We start from the raw sequence: 17346 nt of genomic DNA, 5'->3' as shown, positions 1-17346 counted from the left end.
AGGAACCACGTCCTCAGACCGGATCGAGCGCCCGGCAGTCCTCCGGGCGGAACGCGATGTAGACATCCTGGCCCGGCGCCAGACCGGCATAGGAGCCGGCCGGCAGCTTGACCATGAATTCCGGGTTGGCCGGCGTGTTCAGCACCGCCAGCGTGTGGTCGCCGAGATAGATCAGGTCGGTCAGCGTCGCCGGCAGCCGGTTCATGTCGCTGTCGCCGCTGTTACCGGTTTCGATGGCGACGCGCTCCGGCCGGAGCGACAGCGAGGTGCGGTTGCCGGCGCCGCCGATGTTCACCGCCTGCGCCACCACGGACCCGCCGGCATCGAGCCTCACCCGCGCCCAGCCCTGTTCGATATTTTCGACAACGCCGCTCAGGACATTGTTCTCGCCGATGAAGTTGGCGACGAAGCTGTTCACCGGCCGCTCGTACAGCGCATCCGGCCGGTCGATCTGCTGGACGATGCCGTCGTTGAAGACCGCGATGCGGTCGGACATCGTCAGCGCCTCCCCCTGGTCGTGGGTGACGTAGACGACGGTCAGGCCCATCGTCTCGTGCAGGCGCTTGATCTCCAGCTGCATATGCTCGCGCAGGCGCTTGTCGAGCGCGCCCAGCGGCTCGTCCATCAGCACCAGCGCCGGGTTGAAGACCAGGGCGCGGGCGAGCGCCACGCGCTGCTGCTGGCCGCCCGACAGCTGGCCGGGATGGCGGCCGGCGAGGTTGCCGAGCTTGATCATGTCGAGCGCGGCCCGAACCCGCTCCTTCACCTCCGCCTTCGGAACGCCGCGCACCGACAGCGGGAAGGCGACGTTTTCCTCGATCGTCAGGTGGGGGAACAGGGCGTAGTTCTGGAAGACCATGCCGATGTCGCGCTTGTGCGGCGGCGTGTTCTTGATCGGCCGGTCACCGATGAAGATGTCGCCATGGGTCGGCACCTCGAACCCGGCCAGCATCATCAGCGTGGTGGTCTTGCCCGACCCCGACGGCCCCAGCAGCGTCAGGAATTCGCCCTTGCGAATGTCGAGATCGAGGCTTTTCACCACGAGATGCTCGCCATCGTAGGTCTTCTGCACCCCGGAAAAGCGCACCAGGGTATCTGTCGTCGCGATCATCCCGCCGTCCATCCGTCCGCTCCCGTCACAGGCGACCTGGATCCGGGTACGCCACCCCGGTCCGGTCCGTCTTTCTGACCCTGACGGTACCACGCGTTTAAGAAAATAGACAAGAGGAATGACTATGTCGTGATCAATTCAACGCTTTGCCGAAATTTTGTGCAACTGCGAAGGCAATGCCCACGCTTAGACCGGCAGTGTGCTCCATCTGCGTGCGATTGAGAAGACCAATGATCGCGATTGCGGACAGAAAGACCTGAAAAAATCAGCCTTTTCAACGAAAGGCGGGGCGAATCGCCGCAGGCGATCCGCCCCGCGATACCACTCAGCGCTGCTGCGCCGACTGGCTGTAGACGAAGCTGTCGAAGCCGTTCTCGGCGACGCGGAACCACAGCCGCTCCTGCTCCAGGAAGGGCTTCCAGCCGTCATAGACCTTCTTGAAGCGCGGGTTGCCGGCGGCGAGCTTGTCGTAAAATTCGAACGCCGCCTTCTCGCAGGCCTGCATCATGTCGCGCGGGAAGGGGCGCAGCACGGCGCCGCCACCGACCAGCCGCTTGAGCGCCGAGGCGTTCAACGTGTCGTACTTGGCGATCATCCAGCTGTTGGCTTCCCAGCAGGCCTGTTCCAGGATGGTCTGGTAGGATTTCGGCAGCTGTTCCCAGGCCTGCATGTTGAACATCAGCGGGATCTGGGCCGAACCCTCCCACCAGCCGGGGTAGTAGTAGTATTTGGCGACCTTGTGGAAGCCCAGCTTCTCGTCGTCGTAGGGGCCGACGAACTCCGCCGCGTCGATGGTGCCGCGCTCCAGCGCCGGATAGATGTCGCCGCCGCCGAGCTGCTGCGGGACCAGCCCGAAGGGCGTCAGGATCTGGCCGACCAGACCGCCGATGCGCATCTTCAGGCCCTTCAGATCCTCCAGGCTCTTGATCTCCTTGCGGAACCAGCCGCCCATCTGGGCGCCGGTGTTGCCGGCGGGGATGTGGTGGATGTTGTAATCCTTGAACACCTCCCGCATCAGCTCCAGACCGCCGCCATGCATCATCCAGGCGATGTGCTGGCGCGTGTTCAGGCCGAAGGGCATGGCGGTGTCGAAGCAGAAGGTCGGATCCTTGCCGACATAGAAATAGGCCGCCGACTGGCCGCACTCGACCGTGCCGTTCTGCACCGCGTCCAGCACCTGGAGCGCCGGAACGATCTCGCCCGCCGCGAAGGTGCGGATCTGGAACTTGCCGTCGGTGGCGTCGGACACCCGCTTGGCGATGAACTCCGCCGCGCCATAGATGGTGTCGAGACTCTTGGGATAGCTCGACGCCATGCGCCACTTGATCTCCGGCTGGGAGCTCTGGGCGATGGCCGGAGCCGCGATGGTCGCGGCGGTTCCGGCGGCGGCAATGCCGACACCGGCGCTGGAGAGGAACGCACGCCGTTTCATGATGAGGAGTCTTCCCGGCTGTCTGGTTCGTTGGGCTGACATGATAGCGCAACCAACCGTTTGGGGAATCCCCCTTCCGCTGGGGCAACACCGATATTGGCGAAGATTCTTGCGGCTGAAACGAAAAATCCAGCCACATCGGGCTGGATTTTCGGCGACGCAGCATTATTTGTTGTTTCGATCGCCTTTCAGGCGTTTCCTCCCTAAACTCGGGCCGCGGCTGTATAGCTAGCGGCCTTTTCTCTTTTACGCAATATGCTGAAAGTCAGCTTCGCAAACTTTTTTGGCTGACGTACGTCCGGGACGTGCCGGAAGCTCGGCAATTTTCCCTTTTACATTGCAAATGCATCGCTTCGCTTCCGCTTGACCCTTTATAAAGGGCTGGGATGATACAGTGTCTGCACTGATCGTCTCCCATCCGGCTCGGCCGGCGCCGCTTGATAAGGATCTTGCCACGATGTCGCCCCTTGGACAGCCAAGCGGCCGGACCGCCGGACACCATGTCGCCACCATCCGTGTTCCGCGCCGGGCCATCGGCCTGCGGATGACCGTGGCCGTCACCGTGGCCGTGCTGCTGCTCGGGTCGACTCTGGTCAAGGGGCTGGTCGTCGGCAATGGCGCGGCGGACGCGCTGGCGAAGGAGATCGGCAATTCGATGACCGGGCTGGCGCAATCGCTGGCGCGGCAGCTCGATCTGACCATGTGGGCCCGCGCCAACCAGATCGCCGCGCTGTCGCGGATCGACGCGCTGAAGGACCCGGCGGTGGCGCAATCGACCATCGACGAGCTGAAGCGCCGCGACCCGACCATCGCCTGGATCGGCATGACCAACGCCGACGGGCGGGTGGTGGCCGCCTCCAACGGGCTGCTGCTGGGGGCCGACATCGCCAGCCGCCCGGTCCATCAGGAAGGCATGAAGGGCCTGTTCGTCGGCGACGTGCACGAGGCGGTGGCCCTGCACGGCAAGGTGCCGTACCTGAAGGGCGAAACACCGAAATTCGTCGACGTGTCGGCCCCGCTGCAGAAGGCCGACGGCACCACGGTCGGCGTGCTGGCCGCCCATTACAGCTGGGAATGGGCCCACGCCTCGATCCGGCAGTTGATCGAGCCCTTGTCCGACCGCAAGGGGCTGACGCTCTACATCCTGTCGGCGGACGGCACCGTGCTGATCGGTCCCGATTCGGCGGTCGGCAAGCCCCTGCCGGTGCCGACGTTGACGGCCAAGCTGCGCGACGGCTGGAGCAGCGAGGTCTGGCCCGATGGCGTCACCTATGTCACCGGCGTGGCCCACGGCAAGGGGCTGCACGATTACGCCGGGCTGGGCTGGACCGTCGTCGCCCGTCAGCCGGCCGACATCGTCTATGCCGAAACCGACCGCCTGCGGCTGACGATCATCGGGTCCGGCGCGGTGCTTGCCCTGCTGTTCAGTTGCATCGGCTGGTTCGCCGCCGGACGCATCGCCCGGCCGCTGGGCGCCATCGCCGACGCTGCCGAGCGCATCGGCAAGGGCGAGCGCGGCATGGCGATCCCCGACGTCGGCGGTGCGGCGGAGATCCGCCGGCTGTCGGTGGCGCTGCGGGAGATGGTGGACAGCCTGACCAACAAGGACGTCGCCCTGATGCGGCTGGAGGACATCGCCTACGAGGACCGGCTGACCGCGCTGCCGAACCGGCGTTACTTCGAACAGTATGTCGAGGCGTCGACCGGCGGCGGCGGCGGATCGGCGACGGTGATGTACATCGACCTGGACGGTTTCAAACCGGTGAACGACCGTCTGGGCCACGATGCCGGCGACGCCGTGCTGCGCCAGATCGGCGGCCGGCTGGCCAGCATCTTCCGCGACGACGACGTGGTCGCCCGGCTGGGCGGCGACGAATTCGCCGCCGTGCTTCCCCGCCGCGCCGACCGCCCGGCTCCCGACACCGAGGAGCTGGCGTCACGCATCATCGCCGCCGTAAACGAGCCGGTGTCGTTCAACGGGGAGACGGTCCGCGTCGGCTGTTCCATCGGCATAGCCTCCTGGCCGGAGGACGACAGCGACATGGCGACGGTGATGCGCCATGCCGACGCCGCGCTCTACAAGGCCAAGCGCGACGGCCGCAACCGCGCGGTGCGCTGGGTGCGGGCGGTGGTGGGGGCCCAGGAATAAAGGGTGCCTAACGTCCCTCCAGCCCCCGCACCATCCCGTTCATGAAGCCCAGCTTTTCGATCACTGCGGCCGACAGGATGAAGGGATACAGGTCCGGCTGGCCCATGCTGCGGTTCAGGCTGTTCACCGCGTAGGTCAGCGGCAGCCAAAGGTCGATCAGGTCCTCGATACGCCGGGCCTTGTGGGGGTTGAAGTCGACCTCCGCCTCCAGTTCCGCCCCTTCGGTGATGCGTGGGCGAACCCGCAGGCCGAAGGCGCGGGCGGTTTCCAGCGTGTCGACGATGTGCAGGTAATGCGCCCAGGTCTCGGCAAAATCCTCCCACGGGTGGGCGGTGGCATAGGTGCTGACGAAGTTCGCCTGCCAGTCGGCCGGCGCGCCGTCGGCATAATGACGTTTCAGCGCCTCGCCATAATCCTGCCGCTCGTCGCCGAACAGGGCGCGGAAGCGCTCCAGCAGCGCCGGGTCGTCGCGCACCAGCCGATCCCAGATGTAATGGCCGCTCTCGTGGCGGAAATGGCCGAGCAGCGTGCGGTAGGGCTCGCCCATCTCGGTGCGGCGCTTCTCGCGCTCGGCATCGTCGGCCTCGGCGACATTGATGGTGATCAGGCCGTTGGCATGGCCGGTCAGCACCGGCGTCACCGTGCCGTCGGCGGCGACGGTGTCGGACAGGAAGTCGAAGGCCAGACCTTCCTCCGGATTGTCGATCCGGGTCTGCAGGGGCAACTTCAGGTTGGTCAGCGTGTAGAACAGGTGATGCTTCGCCAGTTCCAGCTTGCGCCAGCGCGTCAGGTTGGCGGTATCGGACAGGTCGGGGATGGTGCGGTTGTGCCGGCAGGCGGCGCAGTGGGTGTCGGCGGAGTCGGCCGGCAGCATCCAGTTGCAGGCGTCGAGTTCCGCATTCGCACAGAACTTGTAGAGCGGTTCGGGGGTAGCGAGCGCGCTCCACACCCCGTCATGGTCGGTGGGGTCGAGTGCCGACAGGGTCCCCACATCCGGCAGATAGCCGAGCCGGTGCCCGCAGCGCTCGCACAGCGTGTTCTCGAAATAGAGCGGCTGGTGGCAGTTCTGGCATTCGAAGAGTTTCATGGCGGGGGATCCGGAGGCCGGAGGATCTCCTCTCCCCCCCGGGGAGAGGGTTAGGGTGAGGGGGAGGCGCGGCGGGACCTTTGTGGAAATCCTGCGGTGCACCCCCTCACCCCGACCCTCTCCCCGGGGGGGAGAGGGGGATTAGGAGATGGGTCAGGTGGGTTTTTTCGCGGGCGCTTCGCCCTTCACCGGCGCAGGCTCCGCCACCGCTTCGGCCTTCGCCGGTTCCTTCACCTCCACCGGTTCCGCCGGCTTCTCCTCTTCCGTGGTCTCCTCGCCATAGGACGACACCGCGGTCGGGCTTTCGGCGACACTGCGGAGCGCGCGGGCGGCACGGCGGAGCGCGAAGGAGGTCTTGCCTTCCGGCTCCAGGGCCAGAAGCAGCAGCGACCGGCCGGTGACGATGTAGCCTTCGCCGGTGTTGACGCGCGGCACCTCGTCGGGGTCGGGCAGGTTGGTGTCGAGCAGACAGCGCCAGACGCTGCCGCCGGTCACCTCCGGCAGGGTGAACTCCACCACGTCATGGTGGGCGTTGATGACCAGCAGCAGGGTGGCGTCCATCGCCGGGCGCTTGATGCCGCTGGCCTGCCCGCGGCCATCGAGCAGCATGCCCAGGCAACGGGCATTGCCGTCGTGCCAATGGCTCTCGTCCATCTCGTCGCCGGCGGGGGTGAGCCAGGTGACGTCCTTCACGTCGAACTCGGCATTGTATTCGCCGGACAGGAAACGGCCGCGGCGCAGCATGGGGAAGGACTGGCGAACCGCGACGACGCGACGGACGAACTCGATCAGAGCCTGCCCGTCCTCGTCGATGCCGTCCCACTTCAGCCACGCCGTCTCGTTGTCCTGGCAATAGGCATTGTTGTTGCCGTGCTGGGTGTTGCCGAACTCGTCGCCGGCCAGCAGCATCGGCGAGCCCTGGGACAGCAGCAGCGTCGCCAGCATGTTGCGCTTCTGCCGTTCGCGCAGTTCCTTGATCTCGGGATCGTCGGTCGGCCCTTCCACCCCGTGGTTCCAGGACAGATTGTGGGAATGGCCGTCGTTGTTGCCCTCGCCGTTCGCCTCGTTGTGCTTGTCGTTGTAGGACACGAGGTCGTTCAGCGTGTATCCGTCATGGGCGGTGATGAAGTTTACGCTCGCCCACGGCTTGCGCCCACGCTTGTTGAAGAGGTCGGCCGAACCGCAGAGCCGCGGCGCCACCTCCGGCAGCTTGCCCTCGTCGCCCTTCCAGAAGGCGCGGACGGTGTCGCGGTAACGGTCGTTCCACTCCGCCCAGCCCGGCGGGAAGTTGCCGACCTGATAGCCGCCGGGGCCGCAATCCCACGGCTCGGCGATCAGCTTGACGCTGTTGAGGATCGGGTCCTGCAGGCAGCTGTCGAGGAAGCCGCCGCCCTCGTCGAAGCCGTAGGGCTCGCGGCCGAGGATGGTGGCGAGGTCGAAGCGGAAGCCGTCGACATGCATCTCCATCGCCCAATAGCGGAGCGAATCGGTCACCATCTGCAGCACGCGCGGGTGGCTGAGATTGACGGTGTTCCCCGTCCCGGTCTCGTTGATGTAGTAGCGCTGCTGGTCCGGGATCAGCCGGTAGTAGGAAGCGTTGTCGATGCCCTTGAAGGACAGGGTCGGTCCGCGCTCGTTGCCCTCGGCGGTGTGGTTGTAGACGACGTCGAGGATCACCTCCAGCCCGGCATTGTGGAGATGGGCGACCATCTCCTTGAATTCCTTGATGGCGTTGCCCGACGCGGCATAGCGCGGCTCCGGCGAGAAGAAGCCGATGGAGTTGTAGCCCCAATAATTCGCCAGACCCTTGTCGACCAGATGCTGGTCCTGGACGAAGGCATGGACCGGCAGCAGTTCCACCGAGGTGACGCCGAGCGACTTGATGTAGTCGACCACCTCCTTCACCGCCATGCCGCCATAGGTGCCGCGCAGGCTGTCGGGCACCGCCGGGTGCAGTTTGGTGAAGCCCTTCACATGGGTTTCGTAGAAGATGGTGCGGTCCCAGGCGGTGCCCGGCTTGTGGTCGCGACCCCAGGTGAAGGCGGGATCGATCACCTTGCATTTCGGCATGAAGGGCGCGCTGTCGCGCTCGTCATAGGTCAGGTCGTCGCCCGATTCCATCACATAGCCGAAATGGGCCGGGTTCCAGCGGATCTCGCCGACCAGCTCCTTGGCGTAGGGGTCGAGCAACAACTTGTTCGGGTTGAAGCGGTGGCCGTTCTCCGGCTCGTAAGGGCCGTACACGCGGTAGCCATAGAGCAGTCCGGGACGGGCGTCCGGCAAATAGCCGTGCCAGATTTCGTTGGTGAATTCGGGAAGCTCGATGCGTTCAAGCTCCTCCTCGCCGTTTTCGTCGAACAGACACAGTTCGACCTTGGTCGCGTTGGCGGAAAACAGGGCGAAATTGACGCCGAGCCCATCCCAGGTTGCGCCCAGCGGAAAGGGCAATCCTTCACCGAGCCGTGTCGCTTGTTTCAGGATATTCGCCATGATCGCCCGTTTCTCCGCCTGTATCGAAAGTCACACCCGTCCCCTGAACAGTGAGGAGAGCGGGCGGAGCCTTCAACCCGGCCGATGGGCGCTTGTTCCTTCCCCCCGTCAGTCATCTCTTTGGGATAGGGCGGGCTCCGTGCCGGCAGGCAGGTCGCGACGCAACCAGTCTGCCAGTTGACGCAGGCCACGGTCGCGCGGGTCGCTGGCGCGCCAGACCAGACCGATGACACGGCCGGGCGGGTGCGGACCGTCGAAGGGACGGTACTCCACCAGCCCGCCGACCGTGGCGGCGCGGCCGTCTTCCCCCTTGGCCGCCCCCTTTACCGCCAGGACCGGCATCAGCGTGCAGCCGGCTCCCGCCGCCACCATGTGGCGCAGCGTCTCCAGTCCGGTGGCGTGGACGCCGCCGCCCCGCGCGCTGAGACCGCAGGCGGCCAGGGCCTGATCGCGCAGGCAGTGCCCCTCCTCCAGCAGCAGAAGTTCCGCCGGGTCGAGGTCGTTCAGCGAGAGGCCGGGCGTGGCGCAGAGGCGGTGGCCGGCGGGATGGGCGAGCAGGAAGGGCTCGAAGAACAGCGGTTCGGCCGTCAGCCCGTCGCCCTCCACCGGCAGGGCCAGCAGCACGGCATCGAGCCGGCCGTCGCGCAGTTCCTCCAGCAGGCTGTCGGTGCGGCCTTCCGACAGGATCAGGGTCAGGTCGGGCCAAGTCGTGCGCAGCGCCGGCAGGATGTGCGGAAACAGGTAGGGGCCGAGCGTGTGGATCGCCGCCAGCCGCAGCCGGCCGGTCAACGCCCCGTCCGACCCGTCGGCCAGCGCCAGAAGCCGCCGCGCCTCCTCCAGCACGACACGGGCTTGGACGACGATAGCCTCGCCGCGCGGGGTCAGCAGGACCTTGCGGCTGGTGCGTTCGAACAGCGACAGGCCCAGCGACTCCTCCAGCTTGCGGATCTGGGCGCTCAGCGACGGCTGGCTGACGGCGCAGCGTTCGGCGGCGCGGCCGAAGTGGCGCAGCTCGGCGACGGCGACGACATATTCCAGGTCACGCAGGGACAGGCCGGAGAGATTCATAGGTGGAGCCTATTGGTGCATTTCCTTCTATGTCTTGGATATATCGTTCAAGACGCCGGATAACCAGGGGCGAGACAATGACGCCGCTTCAGGCGACACCGCCCCAATGAGGATGACCCGGATGAGCACCCTGACCACCAGCTTCGGCCAGCCCGTTCCCGACAACCAGAATTCGCTGAGCGCCGGGCCGCGCGGTCCGCTGCTGCTGCAGGATTTCCACCTGATCGAGAAGCTGGCCCATTTCAACCGCGAACGCATTCCGGAGCGTGTGGTGCATGCCAAGGGCGCCGGCGCCTACGGCACTTTCCGCGTCACCCGCGACGTGACGCCGTGGACCAAGGCCGCCTTCCTGTCGACCGTGGGCAAGGAGACCGGCGTCTTCCTGCGCTTCTCCACCGTCGGCGGCGAGAAGGGCTCCGCCGATGCCGAACGCGACCCGCGCGGCTTCGCCGTGAAGTTCTATACGGAAGAGGGCAATTACGATCTGGTCGGCAACAACACGCCGGTCTTCTTCCTGCGCGATCCGCTGAAGTTCCCCGACTTCATCCACACGCAGAAGCGCAACCCGGCCACCAACCTGAAGGACCCCACCGCCGTGTGGGACTTCTTCTCGCTGTCACCGGAGACGATGCACCAGCTGACCATCCTGTTCAGCGACCGCGGCACCCCGCGCAGCTATCGCCACATGGACGGCTTCGGCAGCCACACCTTCTCGTGGATCAACGCGGCGAACGAGCGCTTCTGGGTCAAGTACCATTTCAAGACCCGCCAGGGCATCGAGAACTTCACCGCCGAGCAGGCGACCGCGATGGCCGGCATCGACCCCGACCATGCCACCCGCGACCTGTACGCCTCGATCGAGGACGGCGACTTCCCGGCCTGGACCGTCTCGGTGCAGATCATGCCGGAGGCCGAGGCCGACGGCTACCGCATCAACCCGTTCGACCTGACCAAGGTGTGGCCGCATGCCGATTACCCGCTGATCGAGATCGGCGAACTGGTGCTGGATCGCAATCCGGAGAACTTCTTCGCGGAGACCGAGCAGGCCGCCTTCAGCCCGGCCAGCGTGGTTCCCGGCATCTCCTTCAGCCCGGACAAGATGCTGCAGGGCCGACTGTTCGCCTATGCCGACGCCCACCGCTACCGACTGGGCGGCAACTACGCGCAGATCCCCGTGAACAAGCCGCAGGGCTGCCCGGTCCACAACTATCAGCGCGACGGCGCCATGCGGGTGGACGGCAACGGCGGCGGCCGGCCGAACTACGAGCCGAACAGCTTCGGCGGCCCGGCCCAGACGGGTGTGCCGAGCGAGCCGCCGCTGCACATCAGCGGCGACGCCGCCCATTATGATCACCGCGAGGGCAACGACGACTACGCCCAGGCCGGCGCGCTGTTCCACCTGATCGGCGCGGAGGCTCAAGCCCGCCTGATGGACAACATCGCCGGCAGCCTGGACAAGGCCCCGTTGTTCATCCAGCAGCGCCAGCTGAAGCACTTCCTGGCCGCCGACCCCGCCTATGGCGAGGGCGTCGCCAAGCGGCTGGGCCTGACCGTGGCCCAGGCCGCCGAGTGAGGTGAGTTTCCCGGCCCTTCCGCGGCATTGCGGAGGGGCCGGGTTTGAGATGCCGCGCCCGTCCCCCTGGGCGGCGGCATGACTGCCGGCATCCAGCCGCGCATTTCCCCGAAAGACTTGCGGTCCTCTTCCCGGCGATGGGAAGAGGGCTTTTTTGTGATGGAGGCTCGGAACCGGTAAACCACCGTTGCAAACGAACCTGCTTTCCCAAGGCGTTGAAGGGCGCTGCATACCCCCATTGCCGGGATATGAACGATGGATTGCACCTTACATCATTAACCGTAGCACTGAGGCAGCGACCCGATTTGACGGCACCACGCTTCAGCCTTAGTTTAATGATTGAAGACTCCAATCCGGTAGAATTTCTGGTAGCTTTCTTCCCTGATCGTGTGTGCCAGTAGGGGAGAATGCGCGTTGTTGGCGGATGAAATGAGCAGAGCAACGCTGAGGGTAGCTTTTGACGGACCTGCCATCCATGACGGCACCATGGATGTTCGGGACCTCGCGCCTTCACTATTGGCCATTGGCCAACTCTGTGAGGAAGCAAACCGTGTCTTGAATGGGGAGCGCATCCAAGCAACGGTCCTGGTTCGCTCCGACTTCCGTAAGGGATCTTTCGAGGTCAACCTTGATCTCGTGCAGAGCCTCATCTCCCAGATGCGCAGTTTCCTGACCGGCGAGGATGCAACTGCTGCTGCCAACCTGCTGGCACTGTTGGGTGGAGCTTCCGGAGGCACGACCGGCTTAATCGGCGTCATCAAATGGCTGCGCGGCAGGCGTCCGAAACGGCTCGTTTCTTTGGAGAGCGGAAGGGTGCGGCTTGAACTGGATGATTCATCCATTGAAACCGCTCGCGAAGTAATTGATCTTTACCGTGATTTGGGCGTTCGCAAGGCTGCTGCCGATGTAATTCGCCCTTTGGAAAATCCAGGCATTGAACTGATAGAATTCTCCCCGAATCCTGAATCTACCGAAGTCGTCGAGAAATCTGATGCTCCTTCTTTTGCCGCTCCGGAACCTGAAGAAGAACAGATAATCAATGAGGAGCGAAAATCCGCATTCACCATTGTTTCCGTTTCATTCAAAGATGGAAACAAGTGGCGCCTCTATGACGGACAAAATACAATCAACGTCACTATGGCTGATGAGAAGTTTATCAGTCGGGTAAATCAAAACGACGTTGTTTTCGCCAAGGGAGATATCCTCGTTTGCCGAGTTCTCATGGAACAATGGCGAGTTAAGGACGGTCTACGTACAGAATACACAGTTCTTGAAGTGGTCGAACATCGTAGTGCAGCGCGGCAACTGCCGTTGCAGTTCGATCCCCCTGAATGATTGCCGGGGCCGCGAAAGTTGTCGACGAGTCGGTCCCCGATGCGGCCCTGCACCACCTGGCGGACGCCGCCTGACCCGCCCCCTCCCCACCCGAATGGTGTGGTCTACGCATGGGGGCAGACAAATCCTGTCGAGCCGTCCTAAAGTCCGCCTTCAGCGCGACAGCTTCGATGACGGAATGGGACGGGACCGCGACACCGATAAATCCAGCAGCGAACGATCCACCAGCGCGCTGACCGGCAAGGGCCTGGATACCCTGCTGGTGGCGGCGGAGACGCTGCCGCATGCGCCGGAGGATGCGTGGCGACTCGACCTGCTGCGGGTGGCGCTGCGCATCGCCCGCTCCACCGAGGATTTGGCCGACCTGGAACGCGCCAACCTCGCCTTCAGGGCGCTGCCGCACCGGCTGCGCAACCCGCTGGTCGACCGCGCCGCCATGCTGGCCCGGCGCGAGGCGGAACGCGCCCAGATGGCTGAGGAACCGGAGGAGGAGCCGAAGCCCGGCGGCCTGCTGGGCGGGCTGTTCGGACGCGGCGGCAGCAGGCCGAGCCGCAGAACCGCCAAGGAACGGCTGATGCGCGAACTCACCACCCGCCGCGACCCCGACGACGATCGCGAGAGCTGATCGCCCTTAAAACCCGGGCAAGGGAAATCCCGGCATAGGCCACGCCGGACGGCAGATACCCGGACGGCCGCTTGTCCGTCCGAAGGATTGGAAGCCCCCTCCCCTCCCGCGCTCTCCGGCCGCGTCGAAGGTCACAGCTGGGACGGTTTACGGCGGGCCGGGAATGTGCAAAGGTCTCTACCTCCAAATCGGGCTTATCCTAAAGTTGAACTGAACGATGACCGGGGGTTCCGTGCGTCGCCTGAAGCCGTTGCTGACCTGCGCCGCCTTGACTGCCCTGCTGAGCGCCTGCGCCAGCGGCGGGGGCACACATCGCGTCGCCTCGCCGGAGGAAATCGACGCGCATGTCGCGGAAGCCTCCAAGCGCTTCGACATGCCGGAGCTGTGGATCCGCGAGGTCATCCGCCAGGAAAGCGGCGGGCGCACCACCGTCAACGGCAAGCCCATCGTCAGCAAGGCCGGCGCCATGGGGCTGATGCAGGTGATGCCGGCGACCTATGACGAAATGCGGCGCAAGCACAATCTGGGCTCCGACCCCTTCGATCCGCATGACAACATCATCGCCGGCACCGCGTATCTGCGCGAGATGTACAACCTGTTCGGCGCGCCGGGCTTCCTCGGCGCCTACAACTGCGGTCCCGGCTGTTACGGCGACTATCTGGCCGGCAAGCGCGGCCTGCCGGGCGAGACGCGCCGCTACATCGCGTCGGTCGGGCCGCGACTGAACCGCACCCCGGCGCCCAACGGCGCCGACATCGTGCTGGTCAGCGCGCCGTCCTCCGATTCGCCGCCGGATTACGGTTCGCCCTACGCCCGGCCGTCCTCCTCCTATTCGGCCCCGGTCAATCCGGCGCCGTCCTACACCCCTCCCGCCAGCAGCCGCCCGGCGGCAAGCCGGCCGCCAATCGCCGTGGCCGCCCTGCCGGCTCCGGCGCCCGCTCCGGCACCGGCGGTGCGGGTGGTGGCGCCCGATACTTCGACTCCGGATGCGCCGGCGCCGCGTCCGGTGGCCGCGATGAGCGGGGCGGCGACCGCCGGCGGCGGGGTGTGGACGGTGCAGCTCGGCGCCTTCCGCTCGCCCGACGACAGCCAGCGCGTGATCGACCGCGCCCGCAACTCCATGCCGGTGCTGTCGCGTTCGCAACGGGTCGTCCAGGCGGTGGATACCCAGACCGGGCCGCTCTATCGCGCCCGCCTGTCCGGCCTGTCGCAGCAGGATGCCGCCAGCGCCTGCAGCGGACTGGTCAACATCGGCATGGCCTGTTTCGTGGTGGCGCCGGGGGCCTGAACAGGCTCCGCCGCAAGCTTCGCCGATGGATGACGTCCTTCGGTTGGTTTGCCGCCGGGCCGGCGGCGGCGCTATGCTGACGGTTGGTCGGCAGTGCGGAGCAGAAGGACATGCGGCAGGACAGGGGTTTGGACGAGACGGTCCTGCGCTTCCTGGACCGCAGCCTCAGCGTCAATGTCGCGACCAGTGACCGCGACGGGCGCCCGCTGGTAGCCAGAGCCGTGGCGGCGCGGGTGGCGCCGGGCGGCGAGCGGCTGACCGTGCTGATCGACAGGCGAGCCAACGCCGCGCTGGTCGCCGCCGTCGCCGAGACCGGGCGGCTGGCCGTGGTCTTCACCGAACCCAGCACCCACCGGTCCATTCAGATCAAGGACGACGCTTCCACCGTGGCGGCGCCGACGGTGGAAGAGGCGGCGCTGCCCGGTCCCTACATCGAAGGCTTCATCGCCGAACTGGCCGGGATGGGATTCACCGAAGCCTTCGTCCGGGCGGTGATGGAGTTCGATCCGGCCGATCTGGTGGCGCTGCATCTGCACCCCGCCGCGGTCTTCGACCAGACGCCGGGACCAAAGGCCGGCGAGCGGATTCCGGCATGAACAGCCCCCTGCCCCAGAACGCTCTTACCCTGGAGGCCATCCGGACCTGCCTGGAGGGCGTTATCCCCGGCACCATCGCCACGGCGGCGGCGGACGGGACGCCGAACGTGTCTCAGCTGTCGCAGGTCCATTACGTCGATCCCGGCCACATCGCCCTGTCCTATCAGTTCTTCAACAAGACGCGCGCCAACATCCTGGCCAATCCGGACGCGCAACTGGAGGTGATCGACCCGTCCACCGGGGCGCAGTACCGGCTGCGGCTGGCCTATCTGCGCACCGAGACGGACGGGCCGCTGTTCGAGAGCATGAAGGCGAAGCTGTCGGGCATCGCCTCCCATGTCGGGATGGCGGAGGTGTTCCGCTTGCGCGGCGCCGACCTGTTCCGGGTGGTAGCGATCGAGGCGGTCGCCGGCGGCTGTCCCCTGCCCGCCCCGGTCCGGCCGCGCAGCCTGCTGTCGGCGGTCCGGCGCGCCTGCGAGGGGTTGCGCGGCGCCGCCGACCTGTCCGACCTGCTCGACCGCGCCATCGCCGCCTTGCGCGATCTGTTCGGGGTGGAGCATGCGCTGATTCTGCTGCCCGACGCCACCAGCGGCCGGCTGTTCACCGTCGCGGCGCTGGGCTACGAGGCCTCAAGCCGCGGCAGCGGCATCGGCTGGGAGGTGACGGCCGGCGATGGCGTGATCGGCATGGCGGCGCGCGAGCGGGTGCCGATCCGCATCACCCACATGACCACCGATGTCGCCTACAGCATGGCGATGCGCGAGGGGACGGCCGCGGGCCACTTGCGCGAGATCCCCTTCCCCGGTCTGGACCGGCCGCACAGCCAACTGGCAGTGCCGATCCTGGCGCATCCGGGCGCCTGCGGGGATTTGGCCGGCGTGCTGTTCGTGGAAAGCGCGCAGGAGATGCGCTTCACCTATGACGACGAGGATGCGCTGGCGACGCTGGCCGCACAGCTGGGTGCGCTGATGCGCGGCCTGCCGCCGGCCCATGGCGCCGAGGCCGAAGAGGCGCCGGCCCCGATTGCCGGAGCGCCGGCGATCGGCGATCCGATCACTGTGCGCCATTACGCCTGCGACGACAGCGTCTTCCTCGACCATGATTACCTGATCAAGGGAGTGGCCGGCGCCATCCTGTGGAAGCTGGTGCGCGACCACACCACGCTGGGCCGCACCGACTTCACCAACCGCGAACTGCGGCTGGCGCCCGACATCCCGCTGCCCGACCTTGCCGAGAACCTGGAAGCGCGGCTGATCCTGCTGCAACGCCGGCTGGCCGACCGCTGCGGCCCCCTGCGCATCGAGAAGACCGGTCGGGGCCGCTTCCGCCTGCTGGTGGAAAAGCCCCTGCGGCTGGAGGAGATGAATTGAGAGAGCGGAGAGAGGCGGATTACCCCTCGCTGACGCGGCGGCAGCGGCGCTTCATCAGGGCCAGCGCCTCTTCCGCCCGGTCGTCGGTCAGGTCGAAGCTGCGCTCGTCCAGCAGCACGCCGTCGGAGTTGTAGGCGCGCACCTGCAGGCCCTCCGGCGTCTGTTCCGCCGTCACGTCGAGGATGCCGTCGCCGGTCTCGTTTCCGGCGATGTCGAGGAAGTCGTTGACCTCGTCGAAGCTGGCCTCGACGTCGTCCGGCCAGACGCCCTCGGCGGTGAAGTCCAGCAGGTCGTTCAGCCCGCCGACCGGTTCGCAGCGCTTCACCCGCGGGTCGGCGGATGCCACCGCCTCGGCGAAGGCGGCCATCGACTGGCGGATGCGCTCCTGCTCGATGGGGTCGATCTCCAGTTCCTCGCCCTCGCCGGAGAATCCGAGGTTCAGCGGATCGGGCATCGCCTCGCCCTCCTGCTCGGCATCCTCCTCGATCACCAGACCGACGACGCCGACGAGGCGGGTGCCGATGTCATCGACGGCGGCGACCAGATCCTGCTCGCGCACGAAGGACTCGGCCGCCTCGGGCGACTCGATCAGGCGGCGCAGCAGGGTGCGGCGGTCGGCGGCCTCAAGGTAGGACAGGGGTTCCGGATCGAGCCACAGCGGCAGCAGCCGCATGTCGGTCGCCTTTTCCAGCAGACCGGCCGAATCGAGCGCGCGTTCGATGGCATCGACCGACGGCGGCTCATCCAGCCGGCCGTCGACCTCCAGCGCCACCCAGAACAGGGTGGACAGGGTGGGGTCGCCATGCTCGTCGGTGCTCTGCGCCGTTTCCGAGAAGGCCTCGACCTCGTCCATGAAGTCGTAGCCTTCCTCCTCGCGCAGCTTGCCCAGGGCGGCTTCGATCACGCCCTGGCGGTTGCCGTCCAGCACCTCGTCCAGCAGGGCGCCGAAACGTTCGTCGTTGTTGCGCCACAGCCGGACCAGCCGGTCGGCCGGGGTCCCGCTGAACTGGCCGCCCTTGCCGTTGACTCCGTCCTTCTTCGCCATGATGCGCCCATCCCCTTTTTGAATTCGCTCGTCCGGTCGGCGTGACCATAGGAGCGCCGCGCCGTCCTGTCGACCGCGATATGGTGACGCTTTACCCGACGGATGGTGGTGCCCCACGCCACCCGCCGCAGCGACGATTGGCCCCTTCCACCCGGATGGGAAAAGGGTAGGATCCGA

General features: G+C 66.3%; 13 protein-coding genes. 7 read left to right on the top strand and 6 right to left on the bottom strand.

Going from position 1 to position 17346, the window contains the following annotated elements:
* Positions 1–13: 13 nt before the first annotated feature.
* Together M5E06_RS24095 and M5E06_RS24090 are read right to left on the bottom strand one after the other, a co-directional pair.
* A complete protein-coding gene (locus M5E06_RS24095; RefSeq protein ID WP_252140361.1) occupies positions 14–1123 on the bottom strand; it encodes an ABC transporter ATP-binding protein in 1110 nt (369 codons plus the stop codon).
* Positions 1124–1436: 313 nt separating this feature from the next.
* Positions 1437–2543 carry a TRAP transporter substrate-binding protein gene (locus tag M5E06_RS24090; protein ID WP_252140360.1) on the bottom strand — a complete coding sequence of 369 codons (1107 nt, stop codon included), beginning with the start codon at positions 2541–2543 and terminating at the stop codon, positions 1437–1439.
* Between the two features lie 457 nt (positions 2544–3000).
* On the opposite strand from M5E06_RS24090, the gene M5E06_RS24085 reads away from it, so the two are divergent.
* Positions 3001–4692 (top strand): GGDEF domain-containing protein, encoded by a 1692-nt coding sequence (locus tag M5E06_RS24085; RefSeq protein ID WP_252140359.1) that lies wholly within the window; start codon positions 3001–3003, stop codon positions 4690–4692.
* Positions 4693–4699: 7 nt separating this feature from the next.
* Here M5E06_RS24085 and M5E06_RS24080 read toward each other — a convergent pair whose 3' ends face one another.
* From M5E06_RS24080 to M5E06_RS24070, 3 genes are all read right to left on the bottom strand, one after another.
* The gene (locus M5E06_RS24080) at positions 4700–5779 is read right to left on the bottom strand and encodes a zinc-binding metallopeptidase family protein (RefSeq protein ID WP_252140358.1); all 1080 of its coding nucleotides are present in this window, start codon (positions 5777–5779) and stop codon (positions 4700–4702) included.
* A 153-nt stretch (positions 5780–5932) separates the two neighbouring features.
* Complete coding sequence (gene glgX / locus M5E06_RS24075; RefSeq protein WP_252140357.1) at positions 5933–8269, bottom strand: glycogen debranching protein GlgX; 2337 nt, start codon at positions 8267–8269, stop codon at positions 5933–5935.
* A 108-nt stretch (positions 8270–8377) separates the two neighbouring features.
* Positions 8378–9337: a LysR substrate-binding domain-containing protein gene (locus tag M5E06_RS24070; protein ID WP_252140356.1), complete on the bottom strand. Its 960-nt coding sequence runs from the start codon at positions 9335–9337 to the stop codon at positions 8378–8380.
* Positions 9338–9458: 121 nt separating this feature from the next.
* Here M5E06_RS24070 and M5E06_RS24065 point away from each other — a divergent pair, with 121 nt between their 5' ends.
* From M5E06_RS24065 to M5E06_RS24040, 6 genes are all read left to right on the top strand, one after another.
* Positions 9459–10910: a catalase gene (locus tag M5E06_RS24065; protein WP_286208938.1), complete on the top strand. Its 1452-nt coding sequence runs from the start codon at positions 9459–9461 to the stop codon at positions 10908–10910.
* 417 nt (positions 10911–11327) lie between these two features.
* Positions 11328–12245, top strand: a complete 918-nt coding sequence (locus M5E06_RS24060) for an LAPAL motif-containing putative phage structural protein (RefSeq protein ID WP_252140355.1) — start codon at positions 11328–11330, stop codon at positions 12243–12245.
* 178 nt (positions 12246–12423) lie between these two features.
* Positions 12424–12870, top strand: coding sequence for a hypothetical protein (locus M5E06_RS24055; RefSeq protein ID WP_252140354.1), 447 nt, complete (start codon positions 12424–12426; stop codon positions 12868–12870).
* A gap of 217 nt (positions 12871–13087) precedes the next feature.
* The gene (locus M5E06_RS24050; RefSeq protein WP_252140353.1) at positions 13088–14158 is read left to right on the top strand and encodes a transglycosylase SLT domain-containing protein; all 1071 of its coding nucleotides are present in this window, start codon (positions 13088–13090) and stop codon (positions 14156–14158) included.
* Between the two features lie 110 nt (positions 14159–14268).
* The gene (locus M5E06_RS24045) at positions 14269–14754 is read left to right on the top strand and encodes a hypothetical protein (protein WP_252140352.1); all 486 of its coding nucleotides are present in this window, start codon (positions 14269–14271) and stop codon (positions 14752–14754) included.
* The gene (locus tag M5E06_RS24040) at positions 14751–16124 is read left to right on the top strand and encodes a GAF domain-containing protein (RefSeq protein ID WP_252140351.1); all 1374 of its coding nucleotides are present in this window, start codon (positions 14751–14753) and stop codon (positions 16122–16124) included. The genes M5E06_RS24045 and M5E06_RS24040 overlap by 4 nt, the downstream gene beginning before the upstream one ends.
* Positions 16125–16143: 19 nt before the next feature.
* On the opposite strand, the gene M5E06_RS24035 is transcribed toward M5E06_RS24040, so the two are convergent.
* Positions 16144–17169, bottom strand: a complete 1026-nt coding sequence (locus tag M5E06_RS24035) for a hypothetical protein (protein ID WP_252140350.1) — start codon at positions 17167–17169, stop codon at positions 16144–16146.
* Positions 17170–17346 lie beyond the last annotated feature (177 nt).

The sequence above is a fragment of the Azospirillum sp. A1-3 genome (assembly GCF_023806445.1).
In the GTDB taxonomy this organism is placed as follows: Bacteria; Pseudomonadota; Alphaproteobacteria; order Azospirillales; family Azospirillaceae; genus Azospirillum.
This window is presented reverse-complemented; position numbering and strand designations above follow the sequence as displayed.